Source organism: Methanofastidiosum sp., from assembly GCA_020854815.1.
GTDB lineage: Archaea > Methanobacteriota_B > Thermococci > Methanofastidiosales > Methanofastidiosaceae > Methanofastidiosum.
Genome location: JAHKLW010000044.1, coordinates 14,093 through 32,239, shown reverse-complemented (window position 1 = coordinate 32,239; position 18,147 = coordinate 14,093). Strand labels below are relative to the sequence as shown.

Below are 18,147 nucleotides of genomic sequence, written 5' to 3'. Positions count from 1 at the left end.
CATCTATGATAACTCTACAGGTATTTTGGAGAATCTAATCCTCTGGTCTTCGTTTTTCATCCAAATAATTGGTTCGCCTTCTTTACTATCTATGTAAAATGTGTATTTGTTATCCTTGATCTCAGCTGTTGTTATTTCAAGGCCTTCATAGGCTTCCAATGTTTTTTTGACTTCCTCGCTTATGCTTTTTTCAACATAACAGTCAAGAAATGAAATCTCATAAAAAACAGGATTAACCCTCTCCATGTATTCCTTTACTTCCCTGTTGTTATTAAGATATCTTGTCAGAACTCTAACTTTAGTGCTGTTCTTGATAAAAGGCCTTATTCTCTTCATTAAATTCAAATTACTAACTAAATTTATAAACCTTATTCTTATATTCAAAAGAACTATTCACAGAAATCTTTTTAAGTATTTTTAAAATATGTAGGCTATTATTAAGTGATGAAAAATGGAAGAAGACGATTTATTGGGTCATCGGTCGAGGCTTAGAGGATCTTTGATCCATAAATTGGCATTTAAAAGGGGAGTGCATGTAGTTGAAAAAGAAAAGGACCTTTCCAGTAAAGGTATCTACAAAGAGGTTTGGAACATGGCCCCCGAAACTAGACTTTTCTGATTTTTCTACTATAATTAAGCAAAGCATGTTTGCACTCATAATATGTGCTTTTGCCGATATTTTTGCGGGTATTTACCTAACAAAAATGATTGATTTCTTGATTTTATTGCCTGGAATATTGACCATGCTTCCGGCCACAATTGACATGAGGGGAAATATTTATGCTTCAATGGGTTCAAGACTTTCAACAGGTCTTCATACCGGTGAAATAACTCCTAGTCTACGAGACTCAAAGTTGATAGCAGAAAACGTTTATTCTTCTCTTATCCAGACTGTCACAATGGCCACTGTAATCGCTTTTTTTGCGATGTTGGGGGGCTTCCTTATTGGCAATCAAACGATAGGATTTATCCATCTCTTTTTTATTTCACTATTTGCATCTCTTGTCGCTGCAATTGGTCTCATTGTAACTACAATTTTGGTTGCCGTTTTCTCTTTTAAGAAAGGTCTTGATCCTGACAATATGTCTTCACCTTTGATTGCATCAATTGGCGATATTCTAAACGTCGTATCTCTTTTTGCGGTAGGCATTTTATCATTCTCTTTAAGCAAAAATTTTATGATATTTTCTAGCCTTACAATAAGTACTATCATTGTTTTATTCTCACTATTTTCTGTGAGAAACAGTTATTATGCAAAAAAAATATTAAAAGAATCAATGGCTTTTCTAGCTGTATGTGCTTTTTTGAGTACTCTTGCAGGTTCACTTCTTGACAAGAATTTGGAGTTCATAGGCATTTTCCCGTTATTACTTGTTTTGTCGCCTCTTTTCAATGCGGAGAATGGGAATATTGGAAGTATTCTCTCTGCAAGGATTTCTACTAGCTTTCATTTAGGCCAGGCAGAGATAACGTTTCTCCCAAAAATAAAAATATTGAAGGAGTTTTCATATACATTTGCAATTACTATAATTTTATTTCCTTTATTAGCCATAATGGCATTTGGATTATCAACCTTACTTAATATACCCTCGATGGCTTTCTTGACACTTTTCAAGATATCGATTCTTGTAGCAATTATATCTTCATTTGCCGGTATGCTGACTTCATATTACCTTACATATTTCTCAATTAGAACAAATTTCGATCCTGATAATGTGGTAATACCTTTACTTACCAGTGTGATGGATATAGCAAGTGTCGTTATTTTAATCTTAGTTTCATCCGCTGTTCTTTTTTGAAGTTTTATTCCTAGAATAAATTAGAAGATATTTTTTATCCCAAGGATTATGAACTTCACTCCCCAAGAAAGTGTTACTAACCCAAGTATGGTCATAGCAATTTGGGTGGCCGTGTCACCCAATACTTTTTTCACTTTATTAGACATAAGGAATAATAAGACCGTTACTAAGAGAACAATACCAACAGCAATACCTGTCAGAACTTTTCCATAATCGTTACTTGCTATAATAATTGTGAAAATAGTAGCGGGTCCAGTAATAAGGGGTGTTGCAATAATAGATGCTAAGGCTCGGGCAGAGTTTTCTTTTTTGTCATGTGTGTTTATCAAAGGTTCCCCTAGAACCATTTTTATTCCGAGAATTGTCAGTATTATCCCTCCTGCTATCCTGAATTCATCCAGAGTCGTGCTGAATAGTTCCAATAAACTCTGACCTAAGATAAGCACCAAGAAACACAATAAAACAGCAATTAATATAGCCAGAACGCCTGTCTTCTGTCTTTCTTTTGGGACCATTGTTGAAGAAGTGGCATAAAAGACGAAGAAACTTGCTAGAGGATCAATAACAACAAAGAATAAAATAATAAGCTGTATTAATGTTCCAAGCATAGAGTCCCTCTTGATACATCAAAATCACTATCAGTATAAATTGATTTCTATTAGATTTAAATAAATTATTTGAAATAGATATGTATCCCTGGTTTTCTTGGTAGGGCCTTCTTTCTATAGTTTCCAGGATCTTCTTGAGGGTCTATGTTAATATTTACTTTGAACTCTTCCCTTAGAAATGCTTCTGCTTCTTTCAAGACTTCTTTTTCATTGAATCTTTCTGGGAAGTATCTATTCTTAAAGCACCTTTGGATTATGAGATTTACATCCTTACCGTTTTCCCTGAAATCTTCATTTGACATTGCGACCTTAATTGCTTCACCCATATTGTCTTTTGTCTTTATGATTTCGATAAGATCCCATTTCCAGTTTTCTGATGTAAAGATTTCAACTTTTTCTAAAATCTTCTGCTCCCCTCTTGAGAGAACATTTATTATTTCCCTTATATCATTAACAACTTCTTCAACGTAGTATTCACTTTCTTCAGAAATCTTGTCTATCATTTCTTCCTTGTATTCTGGCCAGGATGCATTTGAGATAAATGCTTCAAATCCTAGTTTCTCCCAAATTTCCTCGCATATATGGGGTGTAAATGGGGTCAGCATAAGTGTTTGAGCTTTAATGACTTCAGAAATGACTTCTTTGTTAGGCGAGTTAAGGCATCTCTTGAGATACCATTTAAGGTCTCTCTGTAGATCAAAGAATCCTTTTGAGAGAGCTGTCCTGAAATTAGTATCATTCATAGCTTCAGTTGTTTCCTTTATGGCCTTGTGTAGTACAGATAAAAACCATCTGTCTATGTACAACTTCTCAGTTCTACCTTTTCCGTAGTTTTCAATACAGAAATCTTGCCAATTCTTTAATTTGTCTGTGACAGTTCTTGCAAATTCACTGTCCCAGTTGGGGTCATCTAGTCCCTCTCCCCCATTCATTAGGGTAATCCTTGCTGCATCAGCACCGTACATCTTCACAATTTGTTTAATAGTATAGAAGTTACCTTTGGATTTACTCATCTTTTCTCCATCTACAAGAACCCAGCCATTAACTCCAAATCCCTTAGGCCAGAGCTCTTCTGGAAAGATTGCAGCATGATTGAAAATACAGAAAGAAAGATGATTCTGGATTAGATCTTTCCCACTATTTCTAAAGTCAAAAGGATACCAATACTCAAACTCCTTCTTCATATCGGAAATTAGTTCTTTGGATAATCCACTTTTGGGAGAAACTTCTTCTATGTTGCCTCTATTCAAATAAATATAATCAAAGAAATAATCTTCAAGTTTCTCGGAGTCAATTTTGTAAGATGGATCTTCAAAGTACTTTGCCAGAGTATAATACGCCATGTAAATTGTAGAATCTGATAGTGATTCGATAATCCACTTTTCATCCCAAGGGAGTTTTGTTCCAAGCCCAAACTCTCTGGTGCATGCCCAGTCTTTTAACCAATCAAGAACGTACTCAAACTGTTTTCTAGCCTTTTCAGGATAAATGTTCATCTGAGCTAGACATTTCTTGGCCAGATCTTTCCACTCTGGGCTTCCGTATGCTAAAAACCACTGGTCAGATACTATTTTAACTACTCCTTGGGTAAGGCACCTACATACTACTTTTCCAGGGAGTTCGTGAAATAGAGTTGCAACGCCATCATTAGTAAAATCAGTAACAATTACTTTCTTTACATCAGAAACTTTTATGCCCTTATATTTCCCAGTTCTCTCGTTTAATATACCCTGATGAAATTCTTTCTTATAGATGATATTAGTTGCTTCTTCAAGTTTATCAACGTCTTCTTGGGAAGAAATTCCCATCTTTTCAGAGATATCAATCGCTGGATTTTTTCCAAAATCTTCTACAACTATCAATGATATCGGCGTTATATTTTTGACCAGATCTTCAGAAACCTCGTATTTTGATGGATTAGTTTGTATGTCCTTTAATGCAATATAATCATATGGGGCGTGTGAAGGAACAGACATTACAACACCTGTTCCTATCTCAGGAGAAACAAAAGTTGCAGGAAGAATCGGGATATCTTCTCCAGTCAGAGGATTTACACATGATTTTCCAATTAGCTCTTTAGCGTTTAATTCTCTAATAACCTTAATTTCATGTTTTTGATTACCTAGTTTGTCAGAAGCAACGGGAGAGATAATCCAAACTTCTCCGTCAACTTCTGCTTCTACATATTTTACATCTGGATTCATCCACATATTTGTGACGCCAAATACAGTTTCAACTCTATATGTGGCCGCAGGCAGTATCTTACCCTCGAATTTGAATTTAAGTAAGATTATTTCTTCCGGAGTAATCCCTTCTCCTTCAAGCCTTGCATGATCGCCTATTGGATTATTGCATTTTGGACACCAGGTAACTGGGTGCTCTCCTTTAACAACAAAGTTTTTTTCTTTTAATTTGTTAAACTGCCACCTGATAAATTTATCATAATAGGGATTAAGTGAAGTTGTTATGAAGCTTCTTCTCCAGTCAACGCAAAGACCCAGAAGCTTTAGATCTTTAATCGATTCTTCTGGAAAATAAGTAACCCAAAATTCTGGATCAGAAAATTTTGGAATTAACTCTTTTGGAACTTCCATCTTTTCTAGAATATCAATCTGGGACTTTTCTCCATCTCTTACTCTCTCGGCAGCTGCAACTATGGGTGTACCTGTTGCATGAAATCCAAAAGGAAAGATTGCATTATACCCACACGTTCTTTTGTATCTAGCAAAAACTTCGGCCCTCATAAGGGAAAAAGAATGACCTAAATGCATGAATCCATTAACATATGGATAAGGAAAGTTTACAAAAAATTTTTTCTTATTGTTGGGATCAGAATAAAAGATTTTTGCTTCTTCCCATCTTTTTTGCCATTTATCTTCGATTTCCAAGAGAACCATCTACCTTTATTTAAAACACGTTTTTTAAGCTATATTTAAAGGTTTTTATTGTTTTTATGTTTAATAAATAATATTTTTTTTAAGTAATTGTCGCTAATTAACGATTGACGAAACATTTATAAACTATAAATAAACCTTTTACTCAAATTCCTGAAGGTGTAAAAATGAGCAAAGCCATGAGACCATTTTGGGGTATTATTTATTTTATAGGATTGGTGTATTATATTATTGTTTCAGCAAGAGACGTTTTTATTCAATGTATTAATGGTAAAATTGATCCGCAAGTCATGGAGATAGATACAGTTCTTAAGCGACCTGTTTCAATGACGATTCTTGCTAACAGTATCACTCTTACCCCAGGAACTCTTACGATTGATATATTTCCCGAAAAGCAGAAATTACTTGTAGCTGTTATTTCTCCAAGAACTCAAAAAGATGTTATTCCTTTTGAGGGATGGATAAAAAAGATGGTGGAGGATTAAATGAACAAAAATAATATTTTATTGGTGCTGATTTTAGCTGTTATATTAATTGCCGGCCATTATCTCCAGCTTAAAGATTATTACGTTTACGTCATGTTGATAGGACTCGCTGTTGCCATAATTTCTGGCCTTAGAGTTACAACTTTTAGAGGTGTATGTAATTCTCTAGCAGGTGCAAGCGCTGCCGAAATTGGTGTTGCGACGGGTTTCATGATTGTAGGAAAAATGTATGGAATTCCATATTTTTCTGATATAGCAATATATTTACTTTTACTTGGGCCAGTAGGAACATTGATTATATCAAGGTTCTTCAGAGGAGGGATTGCAGAATGAACATATATTCTTTTATGGAATTGATACTCCCTTATTTCTATCTAATAGCAGGAATGGGACTTATTGGCGTGGCTTTAGGACTTTTTAGATTTGGGCAGAGAAAAAATATAGTGTATGCAAGACTTCATATTTTAGGTGTAATGGATGTCGTCTGTATACTTGTCATTATCTTCCTTGGAAGTCCAGTGGCTATCCTAGCTGCTTTAGCCCATTTTTTCCTAATGCCTTTTGCAGTCCATTCTATATCTTGGGCAGACTTTACGGAGGCAGATGATTATGTTTGATTATATATTGTTATTTGCGGTGGCTTTGTCAGCCTTAATGGCAATAATTCAGGAAAATCTTTACAAGAGTATAATTATCCTTACTTTCGAAAGTTTTTCCTTAGCAGCAATATTCCATTTCTTACTTGCTACAGATGTGGCTGCGGTACAAGCAATTTTAGGTGCAGCACTACTTCCCGGTCTTTTCATAGTAGCACTCTACAAAACGACACAGGGGAGGGATGAATAAATGGAACCATTTCAAGTAGCTTCTTTCCTTACAGCAGGTATACTGATTGTAACAGGGCTATGGGCATTATTAATGATGGACAACATCCTGAAAAAAATAATTGGTGCTAACTTGATTGGTGATGGAGTAAATCTTGTTTTGATTACCATTGGTTATAGGCCTGGAGGATTTATTCCTGAGGTAATGCATCACTTCCACGCTTCTGCGACACCATCAAATTATTCTCATTTACTAGAATTTGGTGAATTTGCAAGCAACGCTTCATACCCCCTTCCGTTTGCATTAGTTCTTACAAACATTGTTATTGGAGCATCTACACTCTCAGTAATGCTGGCACTTGCAATTGTATTATATAACAAATATCATACTCTTAGCGTTCAAAAAATGTTTGAGGGGGAAGAATAAATGTTAAACAATAGTACTTTGATCCCATTGATGGTTGTACTCCCGCTTATAATGGCGATATTAGTAAACTTTCTTCATCAAAAAGACAAATCCGTAAAATTTATCTCCATAGTCTCTTTGATTGTCTTTGTATTTATACCAATAGTGACTTTGTATGGGGTGCATCTATTCAGTGGCCATCTAAGAACTGGGAGTTTCCCTGAAATATCTAAAATATTAATTCCTGAAGTTTACATGGGAATTGTATATTCATATGGATCTGTCCAGAAAATCTTAATGGTTGTTTTAACTATCCTAACAGGATTTAGCGTTTTGACAGTGATAAATAAAAAGATGATTTCCGGGGTATACATGGCCATGATTTTCATTAGTTTAGCTTCAACAAGTGCGATAATATTGGCTGACGATATATTCAACTTCTTTGTTTTCACTGAAATCCTAGTAGTTGCTCAAGCTGCACTAGTAATAGCTGTTCAAGATGCTAAAAGCTTCAAAGCAGCGTTCAAATACATGGTATTTGGAACGGTTTCAGGAGCTTCTATTTTATTAGGAATAGCCCTCCTATTGGGGTCATATGGACTTTTGAACATAACAGATTTATCACAGGCTATACAAGCCGGAGGACAATTAACTCCAATTGGACTATCTGCCGTAGCTTTACTAACATTAGGATGGCTATACGAATCAGGTCTTTTCCCGTTCCATATAATAAAATCCAATATATATGAAAATGCAAAACCTGAAATATCCGCATTATTACAAGTTCAGTCTAAGTTTGTTCTTGTAGCTATGGCTATAATCTTATTCAGAGTTTTCTCTGGATATGCACTTATAAAATCTGTAATGTTGGGATTTGCTATATTCACTGTTGTCATAGGCTCAGTCATGGCATTACAACAGATAGAACTTAGAAAGCTTCTATCTTTTGTAGCTGTATCTCAAGCAGGTCTTGTAGCAGTAGGTTTGGGGATTGGAACGTCATTTGGTATTGCAGCAGGTATTTTCCATGCGGTCAATGATGTTTTAAGTATGGCAATTCTATTCTTCATTGCAAGTTTTGTTTATGATAAATACAAAACTACAAAACTCGATGAACTTGGGAATGGATTACAGACTTTTCCTTTAGTTGGATTTATAATGCTATTAGCCACACTTGCAATATCAGGGGTTCCGCCGTTTAACTCCTACCAGAGCGAATGGAGATTAATTCAGGCTGCAACTCAAGCAGGTGTACCAGAACTAGGGGTACTAGTTATATTGCTGAGTGTAGCAACGTTTGTTGCTATAATCAAAGCGTTTTACATGATATTCATGAAACCAGGATCAAATATTAAAGTTGATACCGAATTTAGTGGAAATATTTTGAAAGCCATCATCGTTGTATTGATCCTAGCTTGTCTCGCAATAGGATTGTTCCCAAATATTATCTATGATCCGATATACAACTTTGTTGTTTCTTTGGGGGTGTGATAATTGTTAGATAAAGTATACGAAATATTCCATGAAAAAATGAAAGATAAAGGACAGGGAATGGGTATAGGAAGTGCCCTAACATCAGAATTTCTAATGTTATCATTCCTCTTAATAGGTGCAATACTAGTCTTAAGAACTGCAAATTCAATCATATTGAGTTTCGGGGCGTTGATAATTCTGGCAGGAATCCTATTTACAGTGCCTAATGTGTTTAGGTTAGAGAAAGAAAACACCGATTCCATAAATTTATCTTCATTTTATGTGGCGTTAACACTTGCACTCTTATTTACCATATTCTTAGGAGGGATTTAAGTGAAAACAAGTGACTACCAACAAGGAAGAAATATAATTGCAGGAGTATCACTACTGATAGCGTCATTCGTTATCCTGAGAACTCTCTATCAGTTCAGCGATTATGTAATACCTGGAATGAGTCATCTTTATAATCTGTACAGCGGTAACATTGCGCCAAATGTTATTACAGTAATCCTATTCGATTTCAGAGGTTACGATACTCTAGGCGAAACTTTTATTTTAATAACTGCAGTAATAACCACAACAGTTGTATTCGGATGGGGATCTCTAAAAGGATACAAGAAAAAAGAAACTCCAGAAATGACCGAGAAATCCACAGTTATTCAAAGATTGATGGCATTTCCTCTAGCTATATTCCTTGTAGCTTTTGGTGTTACAATCGTTCTTGGTGGGCACATTTCACCGGGAGGAGGTTTCCCCGGTGGAGCAGTAATAGCTACTGGATATTTCTTGACTGTTGTTATATATGGGCTCAAAAAAACACCCCTTAGGTTTACCCACAGATATCTTGTAAATCTGTCCACTATCGGAGCATTGATATTCTTACTAATAGGAGTGGTTGGACTTGTCTTTACTTCCTATTATTATGGAACAGGTTACTACCTATACAACACTGGTGTCGATCCATATGATATAATAAATGTTGGAGCATTTGGTTGGGACAATATTCTTGATTATCCAGACCCAACTCATCCTGGTATTATACCTTACCTCAATATTGGAGTAGGATTAAACGTGTTGGCAGGTCTTTCGCTAATAGTGATGTTCTTGATGGAGGCGAAGAAAGATGAGCGGTGAAGTTGTGGCTCTTGGACTTGCAAATCAATGGGGGCCAATATTATTTGGCCTTATTTATGGAATTATTATTGGATACAAAGTCAACTTTGAAGAGATAAGCAAAGCAAATTATGTTATAATTTTATTAGTTTCAGTACTTATTGCAATGGCATTAGGCACGTATCCAGATTATCAATGGACATTATTTGGACATATAATCAGATTCTCAGAAGCATTCTTTTCAACCGTGATTGGAGTCTTCATTGCAATGGTCATAAGGAGGCAATAAGATGTACATTACCACTGATAAATGTAATCTAGCTAAGAAGTGCGTAGAAGCATGCCCTACGAAGAGTACTAGAATAATTAATGACAAAGCTTTCAGTTGTGTTACATGTGGCAAATGCATGGAAGTATGTCCTGTCGATGCTATATTCAAAAATAGATATGGAGGGTATATCGTAGACAAAGAAAAATGCATTGGATGCTCCATATGTGAAAAGAACTGCCCTGTCAGTGTTATAAAAATGATCAAGTACAAGGATAAGAAAGTTCCAGAGGGCATATGTGCAATGTGCAATGTTTGTAGAGACGTTTGTCCAATGGGCGCCAGAGTCAATGCCGAAGGAAAGCTTAGGTTTAATCTTGAGTCAATGACTATTGAAGAGGTGAAGAGATAATGCCAAAGCAAAAAGATAGAGACGGGGGCCCAATTCAGGCTAAAGGAAAATCCAAGCTCTTAAGCATAGCTATAGATGAAAAAAGATGTGATAAAGGAGGCCGATGTACTTACTACTGCCCTGCAAAAGCAATAAAATATGAAGCAACACCTGGAGTTTGTACACATTGTGACGTATGCATGGATGTCTGCCCAGTTGGGGCAATAAAAAATTCTTTTATCGATTATGGTAAATGTGTTTCTTGTTACACATGTGTTAGAGAATGTATTAATAATGCAATAGTCATTGAAAATCATAGACCTAAGATAATTAAGGGCGAATCAAAAAGAAAACTCTATTATTGTAATCAATGTGGACTATGCGTGGATGCCTGTCCAAATGATGCTTTAAAGTGGGAAGGAGGAAGAATAAGATTTGACACAGTAACATGTATCAATTGTAATCTTTGTGTTAAAGCTTGTCCAACAAAAATTAAGACAAGTGAAAGAGAGAAGATGTTCACTGGCCACTGTATCCTTTGTGGAATTTGTACAACAGCTTGTAAAAAAGATGCAATTAAGTTAAACTACAGAGAATGGCAAGGAGAACACGAAGGATGTATCCAATGTGGTATCTGCAAAGAAGTCTGTCCAACTAAGTGCATTGAGGTCGATTTGAACGGATTTAGAGTAAATCTTGAAAAATGCGTAATGTGTGAAAACTGTGGTGCATATTGTCCTGTCAAATGTCTTCCAAGAAAGACAAGATATCACAAAGAAATCAAAGGTGGAACTCTAACTTATAATGATGATTTATGTATAATGTGTGAGCAATGTGTTAAAATTTGTCCATCAGATGCAATTTCTGTCAAGGCAAAAAAACTTGTCTTTGATATGGATACATGTATTAGATGCGGTGCTTGTGATAACATTTGTCCTGCATATGCAATAAATGTGCAGACAGATTTTGAAGACAGAACCATTAACGGGAGGTCAAAATAATGAAAAGTATTTTTTTAATATTTCTTAAGGGTATATATGTGAATATCCTTAGAATACTTTTTGCCGCTGATAGAGTAACAAGTAAAGATATCAGAAATTCCATACTTCAAGGCAAGGTAAAATATCCCGAAGTTATTAATGATGAATCATGCATAGGATGTGGGGGATGTGCGAATATCTGCCCTGTAGAAGCTATTGAAATGGTACCTATTAAGAAACCGATTGAAATAGTAAAGGGATATACAAAAACACAAACTCCAAAATATGACCCTTTAAAGTGTCTTTACTGTTTTTGGTGTCATGATAACTGTCCAATTTATGCATTCTATGGAAAACCTGGTGCAATTCATCCAAGAGAAGTTGGAGAATTTAAAGCCGACCCTGCTAAGCTCTTAAAAGAACCAATAAAACTCAAAGAAGCTCAGATAAAAGAAATCATTGATATAATGGCTAAGGATTCCTCAAAATATTTTGGTGAGGTGTAAAAATGTTAAAGAAAATTTCCAGAAAAAACGCAATTCATGTCATGTTGTTTTACACAGGTGGTTGCAATGGTTGCGATATTGAGATTGCAAACGTCGCTTGGTCACCCAGGTACGATCTTGAACAGTACAAAGTTATCTTAACATGGAATCCAAGGGAAGCAGATGTACTTGCAGTAACTGGTCCAGTATTAAGAAGGACTATCGAACCTTTAAAGAAACTTTATGAGGCAATCCCTGATCCAAAGATTGTTGCCGCTGTAGGCTCATGTGGAGTTAGATGCGGCATATTCAAAGATTTTGGCGGAGAACTTGGAGATAGTGACGAAGTACTTTGTAGGGTAGATGAAGTGATACCAGTTGACGCTTATATTCCTGGGTGTCCAGCAAGGCCTGAAGACATCATTGCAGGAATTGCAGCAGGTATACCCTTATTGTTGGAGAGGTGATAAGAGTGGGAGAAAATGCTAGAAAAGACAAGGCAGAAGTAGAAGTCCCGGTGGGTCTTTTACATCCTGCAATGCTTGAACCTTATAGAGCAAGATTCTTTGTTGAAGACGAAGTAATTGTAGATTGTGAACTTACTCTTGATCCTTACCATAAGGGTATTGAAAGAATCATGGAAGGGATGCCCGTTCACAAAGGACTTATAATTACTGAGAGAATTTGCGGTATATGTTCACATATACACCTTTGGAATGGCACACGAGCCGTTGAAAGAGGACTTAGGATTAAAGTTCCAGAAAGAGCAGATTATATTAGAGTTATAATGGCTGAACTTGAGAGGCTTCACAGCCACTTGATTTACTTGGCCCACGCAACAGAAGTTTTGGGTCACGAAACAATGTGTATGAGGGCCTTTACTTTGAGGGAAGATATAATGGATCTTCTATATATAATCTCAGGCAACAGGGTTCACTATGCAGTTCCTATATTAGGCGGTGTAAGACCAAGGTGTGACATTGATGAATATAGGCTATCTGAATTACAGACAAGATTGGCTAAATTAAAAATAAAAATAGGCGATTATGCAAATAGAGTTATTAACGATTCAATGATCATGTCAAGGATCAAAGGAAGTGGCGTATTAACTAAAGAAGAAGCTATAAAATATGCCGCACCTGGACCAACAGGAAGAGCAAGTGGCTGGGGCGTGGATCTTAGAAAGAAAATGAAAGAATACAAAAACTTTGATTTCAATGTTATAGTATTAGACGACGGAGATAATAAAGATAGAGTTGTTTCAAGAGCCCTTGAATCAATTGAAGCCATTAAGATTATTGAACAGGCGCTCGAATCTTTACCTTCCGGCCCAATATCCAACAGAAGTTTTGAATTAAAGGAAATGAAATTTTCAACCTCTTATATTGAAGCACCAAGAGGAGAGATTTATGATTCTCTAGCTCTTGATGAAACTGGCAGAATACGAAACTACCAAAACAGAACTCCAACTTTAACTGCTTTAGCCGCAATGGAAGTTGCATGTATAGGGGATCAATTAACTGATGGTATGCTTACCATGGCAAGCTGTGATCCATGTCTTGCTTGCACTAATAGAGCCATTGTAGTTGAAAATGGAAAGGAGAGGATTTTTACAGAGGAAGATGTGAAGAGCCTAATTAGGAGGGGTCTATGATGATTAAACTAATACTTGCAACCATACTTATTCCATTAGCAGCATTAATTACTGGATTTCTTATTCCTGGACTTGAAAGAAAAGTTCAGGCCAGAATACAACAAAGAATAGGTCCACCTATACTCACACCTGGATTCTGGGCAATTCTTAAATTCTTTTATAAAGAAAAGATAAAACCAAATTCACCAATGCCAAGATTATTCCATAGTCTACCTATAATAGGAATATTCGTGATGTTCTTTGCGGTACTCTTTACAACTCCAGAATGGTGGGGCGTAAATGCATTGGGAACAGTTGTCGCTGTAGTAGGATTACTAAAAGTAATAGAGTTCTTGTTCATGGCAATTGGTAGCTTTTCAAGATCTATTTTGTCTGTTTCAATGCCTTATGCTGACCAGATAAAAGGGGCCGTAATGAAAGGAGATTACAGGAGATTCTTTGAGCAACAGAGTGTACTCAGAGCATTTAAGATGATTACAGTAGGCTCATTTCCACTATACCTTGCAATGTTCGTACCCGTAATCTTAGTTAAATCAATTAATTTTTCAGATATAGTTCAATTCCAAGGATTTGATACATCATTTATCTATCCTGGTGGAATAATTGATTTAATGTACCTAGAAAAAATTATGAGTCTAAAACCAATTTTATTTACATTTCCAGGTATGTTAGCTGGATTTGTTTATTTTGTTGGGTATATAATGCTATTAAACGAATATCCATTCAGCATTGAAAAAGCTAAATCTGATGTAATTGAAGGGCCATCATTAGAATACGCAGCTTGGGCTAGAGGAGGTTACTATCTGATGAGGGAATCAATACTATTTGTTCTATCAAGTGTTTTCATAACATTATTCATAGGACTTCCCCCAACACTTAACTTGCCCTTACTAGTTCTACACTGCCTACTCTGCTTGATTATGCCAATACTATTCTCTATAGTATCTGCATTCTCACCAATATTTACCTTTAAACAAGTGTATCCAGTTTCAATGGGATTCACAGCTTTAGGTTTCCTTGCAATGGTAATGTCTCTACTAACGGTGGTGTAAAAAATGGCAAAATTTATACTTTTTCCAAAAGATGTTCAGAATATGGGCGGGTATATTGTAGAAAACGTTGCAAAACTAGGTTATAGAGATATAATCGTAGGAAACCCAACCGATGAACCCATTAAAATTGAAATACCAGTATACAATGAAGACATTGTTAAAAGCTATGAACAGCTTGGGATAATTGTCTACAGAATGAAGACCGATGAATCCTTAATCTCCGCTCTAGATAAGGTAAAAGCAATTGTAAAAACTGATAATCTAAAAGACATGAAGAACTACGATATACCAAAAAAGAAAAAGACTATAAAAAAATAATATTTTATTATTTTCTATTCTATACTCCTCAAATTTTCGTTAAGCTTTTCTATCTTCTTCTTAATCCTTTCAATCAATTGGTTTCCTATTTCAACTAACATTATTACGTATTCTTCGCTAGGATACACTTTACGATTTTTTACGACCGGTATATCCATTTTTTCAGTGGATCTTATTTCAACAATTATTTTTTCCCCTATAGAGAAAATTGAGGAATATTTAAATCCAGAATCTTTTGAAATATTAATCAATTTCTTAGCAGATTCTATATCTCTACAAACTACATGAATTATAGGCGAGTTGACTATTAAAAAAAGCATTTTATTTCCGCTGTATTCATTTATAATTCTCCAGATATCCTTGTAATCTACTCTTTCATGACTTTTAAAAATAAAATTTGATTCCCTTTTGTCTCCTATTTCTCCAAGTTCAATTAAAATTATCCTGCCTGCGCAACTGGATGTAGTATAGTAGCTCTGTTTAGAGTTTAGAATGTTTAGCGTATCGATTATTCTAAAGTCTACTTCGCCTTCATCAATTACTTTTTTTAAATCTTCAAGATATCTAGATTTGTCTTTCATACTACCTATAAATTATTCTATCCACACTTTTTTTTAGTCTTTCAGTTATTACTATAGCTATTATTCCCCCAACTACAAATTGTAATACGTTAAATGGGACTTCTATAAGTGCAATTGGAGGTGGTATCAAAAATACGAATATTTCAACTATAAAATATCCAACAACCATTATACTTCCGCCAGCTAATATGCCTATTGCTTTATTAATTTTATTCTGATTGCCAGAAGATATTTTGCCTACTATGAATCCTTCGATGCCTTTTATGATAAATGTAAAAGGAGCAAAGGCAGCATATGGGGATGTAACATCTGCAAGAGCTGGACCAATCGCACCGACTAATCCGCCAACAAAAGGCCCAAAAAATATGGCAGCGACATATATTATAGCTTCGCCAAAGTTTAGATAGCCTCCTGTCTGGAGAATTGGTATCTGAATAAATCTAGTAGCTACAAATGCAAGTGCTGAAAAAACTGCAACTATTCCTATATTCTTAGGATCTTTTATTTTTGTCAAAAGTATCACATCCAATTAGATGGTCTAATAAGGCTTCAAGCATGCCAGACAAGGTATGAGTATCTGCTTCGATTGTAGGAGTTATTCCATTTTTGAATAGAGCGTTACTTGTTTCAGGCCCAATTGAGACAATGATTCCCGCATTTAATCCCATCTTTTTAAAGGCTTCTGCATTTGAAGAGCTCGAAATAAATGCTATGTCAAAATTCTTTTTATCGAGTATATTATCTCTCATTTTTACTTTATAAACATCAATCCTTGTAACATCGTGAAATTCTTTTAATCTATCTTCCAGATAACCAGGGGCTTCATGGGATCTCAAAGTCAAAATCTTTTTTCTTTCCTTAAATTCTGAAATCATAAATCTTGCAAGTTCCTTTGAATTGTATTTTTCGGGTCTTCTGGGGTATATTCCCCTTTCAATCAATTTTTCTTCAGTCTTGGGGCCTATCGTGTAATATTCTTTTTCTATTGGCAAGTCGACACCTTCAAGCTTATCAACACCCGTTGCACTTGTAAGAACAATGACATCATAATATGATAAATTAGGAAGTTTAAAATCAATATTTATTATGTCGATTAGGGAGTAAGCATATATTTTTGCCCCCATTTTTTGCATAATATCTAGTTCTTCCCCACTTTCTCTAGAAACAAATATTTTTCTGCCTTTGATTAAAGATATTTTTTTTTGAAAAAAGTCAAGTTTATCTCTAAACAAAACATTTTTTCCTACAAATATAACAGAAGGAGGATCGGCAGGAGTTTTTCCTAAAGTACCCAGGTCACAGATTGATGTTTCTTGGAGCAATGTTGTTCCATTTTTTATTATTGCAACTGGTGTGTTCGGGTCAAATCCTGAGTTAATTAGATTTTTGGCTATCGCATCTCTATTTTTTATCCCCATTACTATTACTAATGTGTCTGGAAGTCTATCCCAGTTTAGACTAAATGATTTATTTTCCGCTTCATGACCAGTTAAAAACGCAAAAGCTGAGTTTGACTCTCTATAAGAAAGAGGTATCCCAGAATACATTGGGCAGGAAACTGTTGATGAAATTCCTGGAATTACTTCAAAAGGTATTCCCTTATCATAGAGGTACATTGCTTCCTCCGCACCTCTCCCAAATATGTAGGGATCTCCCCCCTTAAGTCTAACAACGATATTGTAATCTTTTCCGTAATCATAAAGTTCTTTATTTATGTCATCTTGAAACTGGCTCGATCCTTCTGATTTTTTTCCCACATAAACTTTAATACACTCTTTCTTAGAGTATGAAAGTAAATCCTTACTTACAAGTTTATCATATAGAATAACGTCTGCCTTTTTAATTAGTTCAAGAGCTTTAACTGTAATAAGTTTTGGATCACCTGGACCTGCCCCCGCTATGTATACAACCAAATAATCACTCTCTGATATTAATTCTCTTAGCAAGTTCTTTTGCCATCTTTATATAATCTTCCTTCTTTCCTTTAATTTCGCCCCTAACAGATTTAGTTCCTTCTAAATTCCCTACAAATGCTTTCAACTCAATTTCATTTTCATTTATAAAAGAAAGTGCTCCTACAGGAAGATTACACCCTCCGCCTACATCAATCATAAATTGTCGCTCACACATCGTTTCTATTTCTGTCTTCTCATGATCAATAGCTTTTAACACTTCCTTTATTTCAACATCATCTTTTCTGCATACAATAGCCAAAGCTCCCTGTCCTGGCGCAGGAATGATAATGTCAGAACTAATTCGAGAAAATTTGTAACCTTCAATTTCTTTTATTTCTCCATATAATCTTGAGAATCCAGCTTCTGCAACTACTATTGCATCATATTGGCCTTCCTTCAGTTTTCTAATTCTTGTATCTAAATTTCCTCTAATATCTTTAATATTAAGATCAGGACGTATCCTTGATATTTCTGATTTTCTTCTCAAAGAGGAGGTACCAACTGTAGACTCTTCAGGAAGATCATCCATAGACGCTTCAAGACTTATTAAGGCGTCATAAGGAGGTCTCCTATTCGTAATTGCACAAATCTCAAGTTCAGGCAGGATATCTGTAGGATAATCCTTCAGAGAATGAATGGCAAAATCTATTTGATTGTTGATAAGGGCATCATCTATCTCTTTGATAAATAATCCTTTTCCTCCAATTTTGTGTAAAGGAAGATCAAGAATTTGATCCCCTTTAGTTTTTATTATCTTTTTTTCAACATTTATCCCAGTTTTTTTACATAAAGCATCAATGGTCTCATCAGTTTGAGTCAAAGCTAACTTTGAACCTCTTGTACCACAAATAAGTTTCATTT

The 18,147-nt window shown here is 35.4% G+C and carries 25 protein-coding genes; 18 read left to right on the top strand and 7 right to left on the bottom strand.

Features of this window, described 5'->3' with window-relative positions:
* Positions 1 to 3 precede the first annotated feature (3 nt).
* The gene (locus KO464_06250; protein ID MCC7572973.1) at positions 4 to 336 is read right to left on the bottom strand and encodes a hypothetical protein; all 333 of its coding nucleotides are present in this window, start codon (positions 334 to 336) and stop codon (positions 4 to 6) included.
* 115 nt (positions 337 to 451) lie between these two features.
* Here KO464_06250 and KO464_06245 point away from each other — a divergent pair, with 115 nt between their 5' ends.
* Both KO464_06245 and KO464_06240 read left to right on the top strand, forming a co-directional pair.
* A complete protein-coding gene (locus KO464_06245; GenBank protein MCC7572972.1) occupies positions 452 to 619 on the top strand; it encodes a hypothetical protein in 168 nt (55 codons plus the stop codon).
* Positions 620 to 644: 25 nt separating this feature from the next.
* Complete coding sequence (locus KO464_06240) at positions 645 to 1,799, top strand: magnesium transporter (GenBank protein MCC7572971.1); 1,155 nt, start codon at positions 645 to 647, stop codon at positions 1,797 to 1,799.
* 20 nt (positions 1,800 to 1,819) lie between these two features.
* Here the strand turns inward: KO464_06240 and KO464_06235 are convergent, their stop codons facing one another.
* Positions 1,820 to 2,407, bottom strand: a complete 588-nt coding sequence (locus tag KO464_06235; GenBank protein MCC7572970.1) for a MarC family protein — start codon at positions 2,405 to 2,407, stop codon at positions 1,820 to 1,822.
* A 65-nt stretch (positions 2,408 to 2,472) separates the two neighbouring features.
* The gene (gene leuS, locus KO464_06230) at positions 2,473 to 5,304 is read right to left on the bottom strand and encodes a leucine--tRNA ligase (protein MCC7572969.1); all 2,832 of its coding nucleotides are present in this window, start codon (positions 5,302 to 5,304) and stop codon (positions 2,473 to 2,475) included.
* A 176-nt stretch (positions 5,305 to 5,480) separates the two neighbouring features.
* On the opposite strand from leuS, the gene KO464_06225 reads away from it, so the two are divergent.
* From KO464_06225 to ehbP, 16 genes are all read left to right on the top strand, one after another.
* Positions 5,481 to 5,786, top strand: coding sequence for a Na+/H+ antiporter subunit E (locus KO464_06225; GenBank protein MCC7572968.1), 306 nt, complete (start codon positions 5,481 to 5,483; stop codon positions 5,784 to 5,786).
* Entirely contained in the window at positions 5,787 to 6,119 is a 333-nt protein-coding gene (locus KO464_06220) for a hypothetical protein (GenBank protein MCC7572967.1), read from the top strand.
* Entirely contained in the window at positions 6,116 to 6,403 is a 288-nt protein-coding gene (locus KO464_06215) for a cation:proton antiporter (protein MCC7572966.1), read from the top strand. Before KO464_06220 ends, KO464_06215 begins: the two co-directional genes overlap by 4 nt.
* A gap of 25 nt (positions 6,404 to 6,428) precedes the next feature.
* Positions 6,429 to 6,632 (top strand): DUF4040 domain-containing protein, encoded by a 204-nt coding sequence (locus KO464_06210; protein ID MCC7572965.1) that lies wholly within the window; start codon positions 6,429 to 6,431, stop codon positions 6,630 to 6,632.
* Positions 6,633 to 7,037 (top strand): cation:proton antiporter subunit C, encoded by a 405-nt coding sequence (locus tag KO464_06205; protein ID MCC7572964.1) that lies wholly within the window; start codon positions 6,633 to 6,635, stop codon positions 7,035 to 7,037.
* Complete coding sequence (locus KO464_06200; GenBank protein ID MCC7572963.1) at positions 7,038 to 8,507, top strand: energy conserving hydrogenase EhbF; 1,470 nt, start codon at positions 7,038 to 7,040, stop codon at positions 8,505 to 8,507. It begins immediately after the preceding gene.
* Positions 8,508 to 8,510: 3 nt separating this feature from the next.
* Positions 8,511 to 8,822 (top strand): hypothetical protein, encoded by a 312-nt coding sequence (locus KO464_06195; protein MCC7572962.1) that lies wholly within the window; start codon positions 8,511 to 8,513, stop codon positions 8,820 to 8,822.
* Positions 8,823 to 9,623, top strand: coding sequence for a cation:proton antiporter (locus KO464_06190; protein ID MCC7572961.1), 801 nt, complete (start codon positions 8,823 to 8,825; stop codon positions 9,621 to 9,623). It abuts the gene before it with no gap.
* Positions 9,613 to 9,891 (top strand): hypothetical protein, encoded by a 279-nt coding sequence (locus tag KO464_06185; protein MCC7572960.1) that lies wholly within the window; start codon positions 9,613 to 9,615, stop codon positions 9,889 to 9,891. The genes KO464_06190 and KO464_06185 overlap by 11 nt, the downstream gene beginning before the upstream one ends.
* Before the next feature lies 1 nt (position 9,892).
* Entirely contained in the window at positions 9,893 to 10,282 is a 390-nt protein-coding gene (locus KO464_06180) for a 4Fe-4S binding protein (protein MCC7572959.1), read from the top strand.
* The gene (locus KO464_06175; GenBank protein MCC7572958.1) at positions 10,282 to 11,262 is read left to right on the top strand and encodes a 4Fe-4S binding protein; all 981 of its coding nucleotides are present in this window, start codon (positions 10,282 to 10,284) and stop codon (positions 11,260 to 11,262) included. The genes KO464_06180 and KO464_06175 overlap by 1 nt, the downstream gene beginning before the upstream one ends.
* Complete coding sequence (locus KO464_06170; protein MCC7572957.1) at positions 11,262 to 11,747, top strand: 4Fe-4S dicluster domain-containing protein; 486 nt, start codon at positions 11,262 to 11,264, stop codon at positions 11,745 to 11,747. Before KO464_06175 ends, KO464_06170 begins: the two co-directional genes overlap by 1 nt.
* Positions 11,748 to 11,749: 2 nt before the next feature.
* Positions 11,750 to 12,193 carry a hypothetical protein gene (locus tag KO464_06165; GenBank protein MCC7572956.1) on the top strand — a complete coding sequence of 148 codons (444 nt, stop codon included), beginning with the start codon at positions 11,750 to 11,752 and terminating at the stop codon, positions 12,191 to 12,193.
* A gap of 71 nt (positions 12,194 to 12,264) precedes the next feature.
* Positions 12,265 to 13,380: a nickel-dependent hydrogenase large subunit gene (locus tag KO464_06160; GenBank protein MCC7572955.1), complete on the top strand. Its 1,116-nt coding sequence runs from the start codon at positions 12,265 to 12,267 to the stop codon at positions 13,378 to 13,380.
* Positions 13,377 to 14,432, top strand: coding sequence for an NADH-quinone oxidoreductase subunit H (locus KO464_06155; protein MCC7572954.1), 1,056 nt, complete (start codon positions 13,377 to 13,379; stop codon positions 14,430 to 14,432). Before KO464_06160 ends, KO464_06155 begins: the two co-directional genes overlap by 4 nt.
* 3 nt (positions 14,433 to 14,435) lie before the next feature.
* Positions 14,436 to 14,750: an energy-converting hydrogenase B subunit EhbP gene (gene ehbP, locus KO464_06150; protein MCC7572953.1), complete on the top strand. Its 315-nt coding sequence runs from the start codon at positions 14,436 to 14,438 to the stop codon at positions 14,748 to 14,750.
* A 14-nt stretch (positions 14,751 to 14,764) separates the two neighbouring features.
* On the opposite strand, the gene KO464_06145 is transcribed toward ehbP, so the two are convergent.
* Genes KO464_06145 through hemC form a run of 4 tightly spaced genes read right to left on the bottom strand, consistent with a single transcriptional unit; the run spans position 14,765 to position 18,145 of the window.
* Positions 14,765 to 15,331 (bottom strand): hypothetical protein, encoded by a 567-nt coding sequence (locus KO464_06145; GenBank protein ID MCC7572952.1) that lies wholly within the window; start codon positions 15,329 to 15,331, stop codon positions 14,765 to 14,767.
* A gap of 1 nt (position 15,332) precedes the next feature.
* The gene (locus KO464_06140) at positions 15,333 to 15,845 is read right to left on the bottom strand and encodes an ECF transporter S component (GenBank protein MCC7572951.1); all 513 of its coding nucleotides are present in this window, start codon (positions 15,843 to 15,845) and stop codon (positions 15,333 to 15,335) included.
* Positions 15,823 to 17,244 (bottom strand): uroporphyrinogen-III C-methyltransferase, encoded by a 1,422-nt coding sequence (gene cobA / locus KO464_06135; GenBank protein MCC7572950.1) that lies wholly within the window; start codon positions 17,242 to 17,244, stop codon positions 15,823 to 15,825. Before cobA ends, KO464_06140 begins: the two co-directional genes overlap by 23 nt.
* 4 nt (positions 17,245 to 17,248) lie before the next feature.
* On the bottom strand, positions 17,249 to 18,145 hold the full coding sequence (gene hemC, locus KO464_06130) for a hydroxymethylbilane synthase (protein ID MCC7572949.1): 897 nt from the start codon (positions 18,143 to 18,145) through the stop codon (positions 17,249 to 17,251).
* Positions 18,146 to 18,147: the final 2 nt, after the last annotated feature.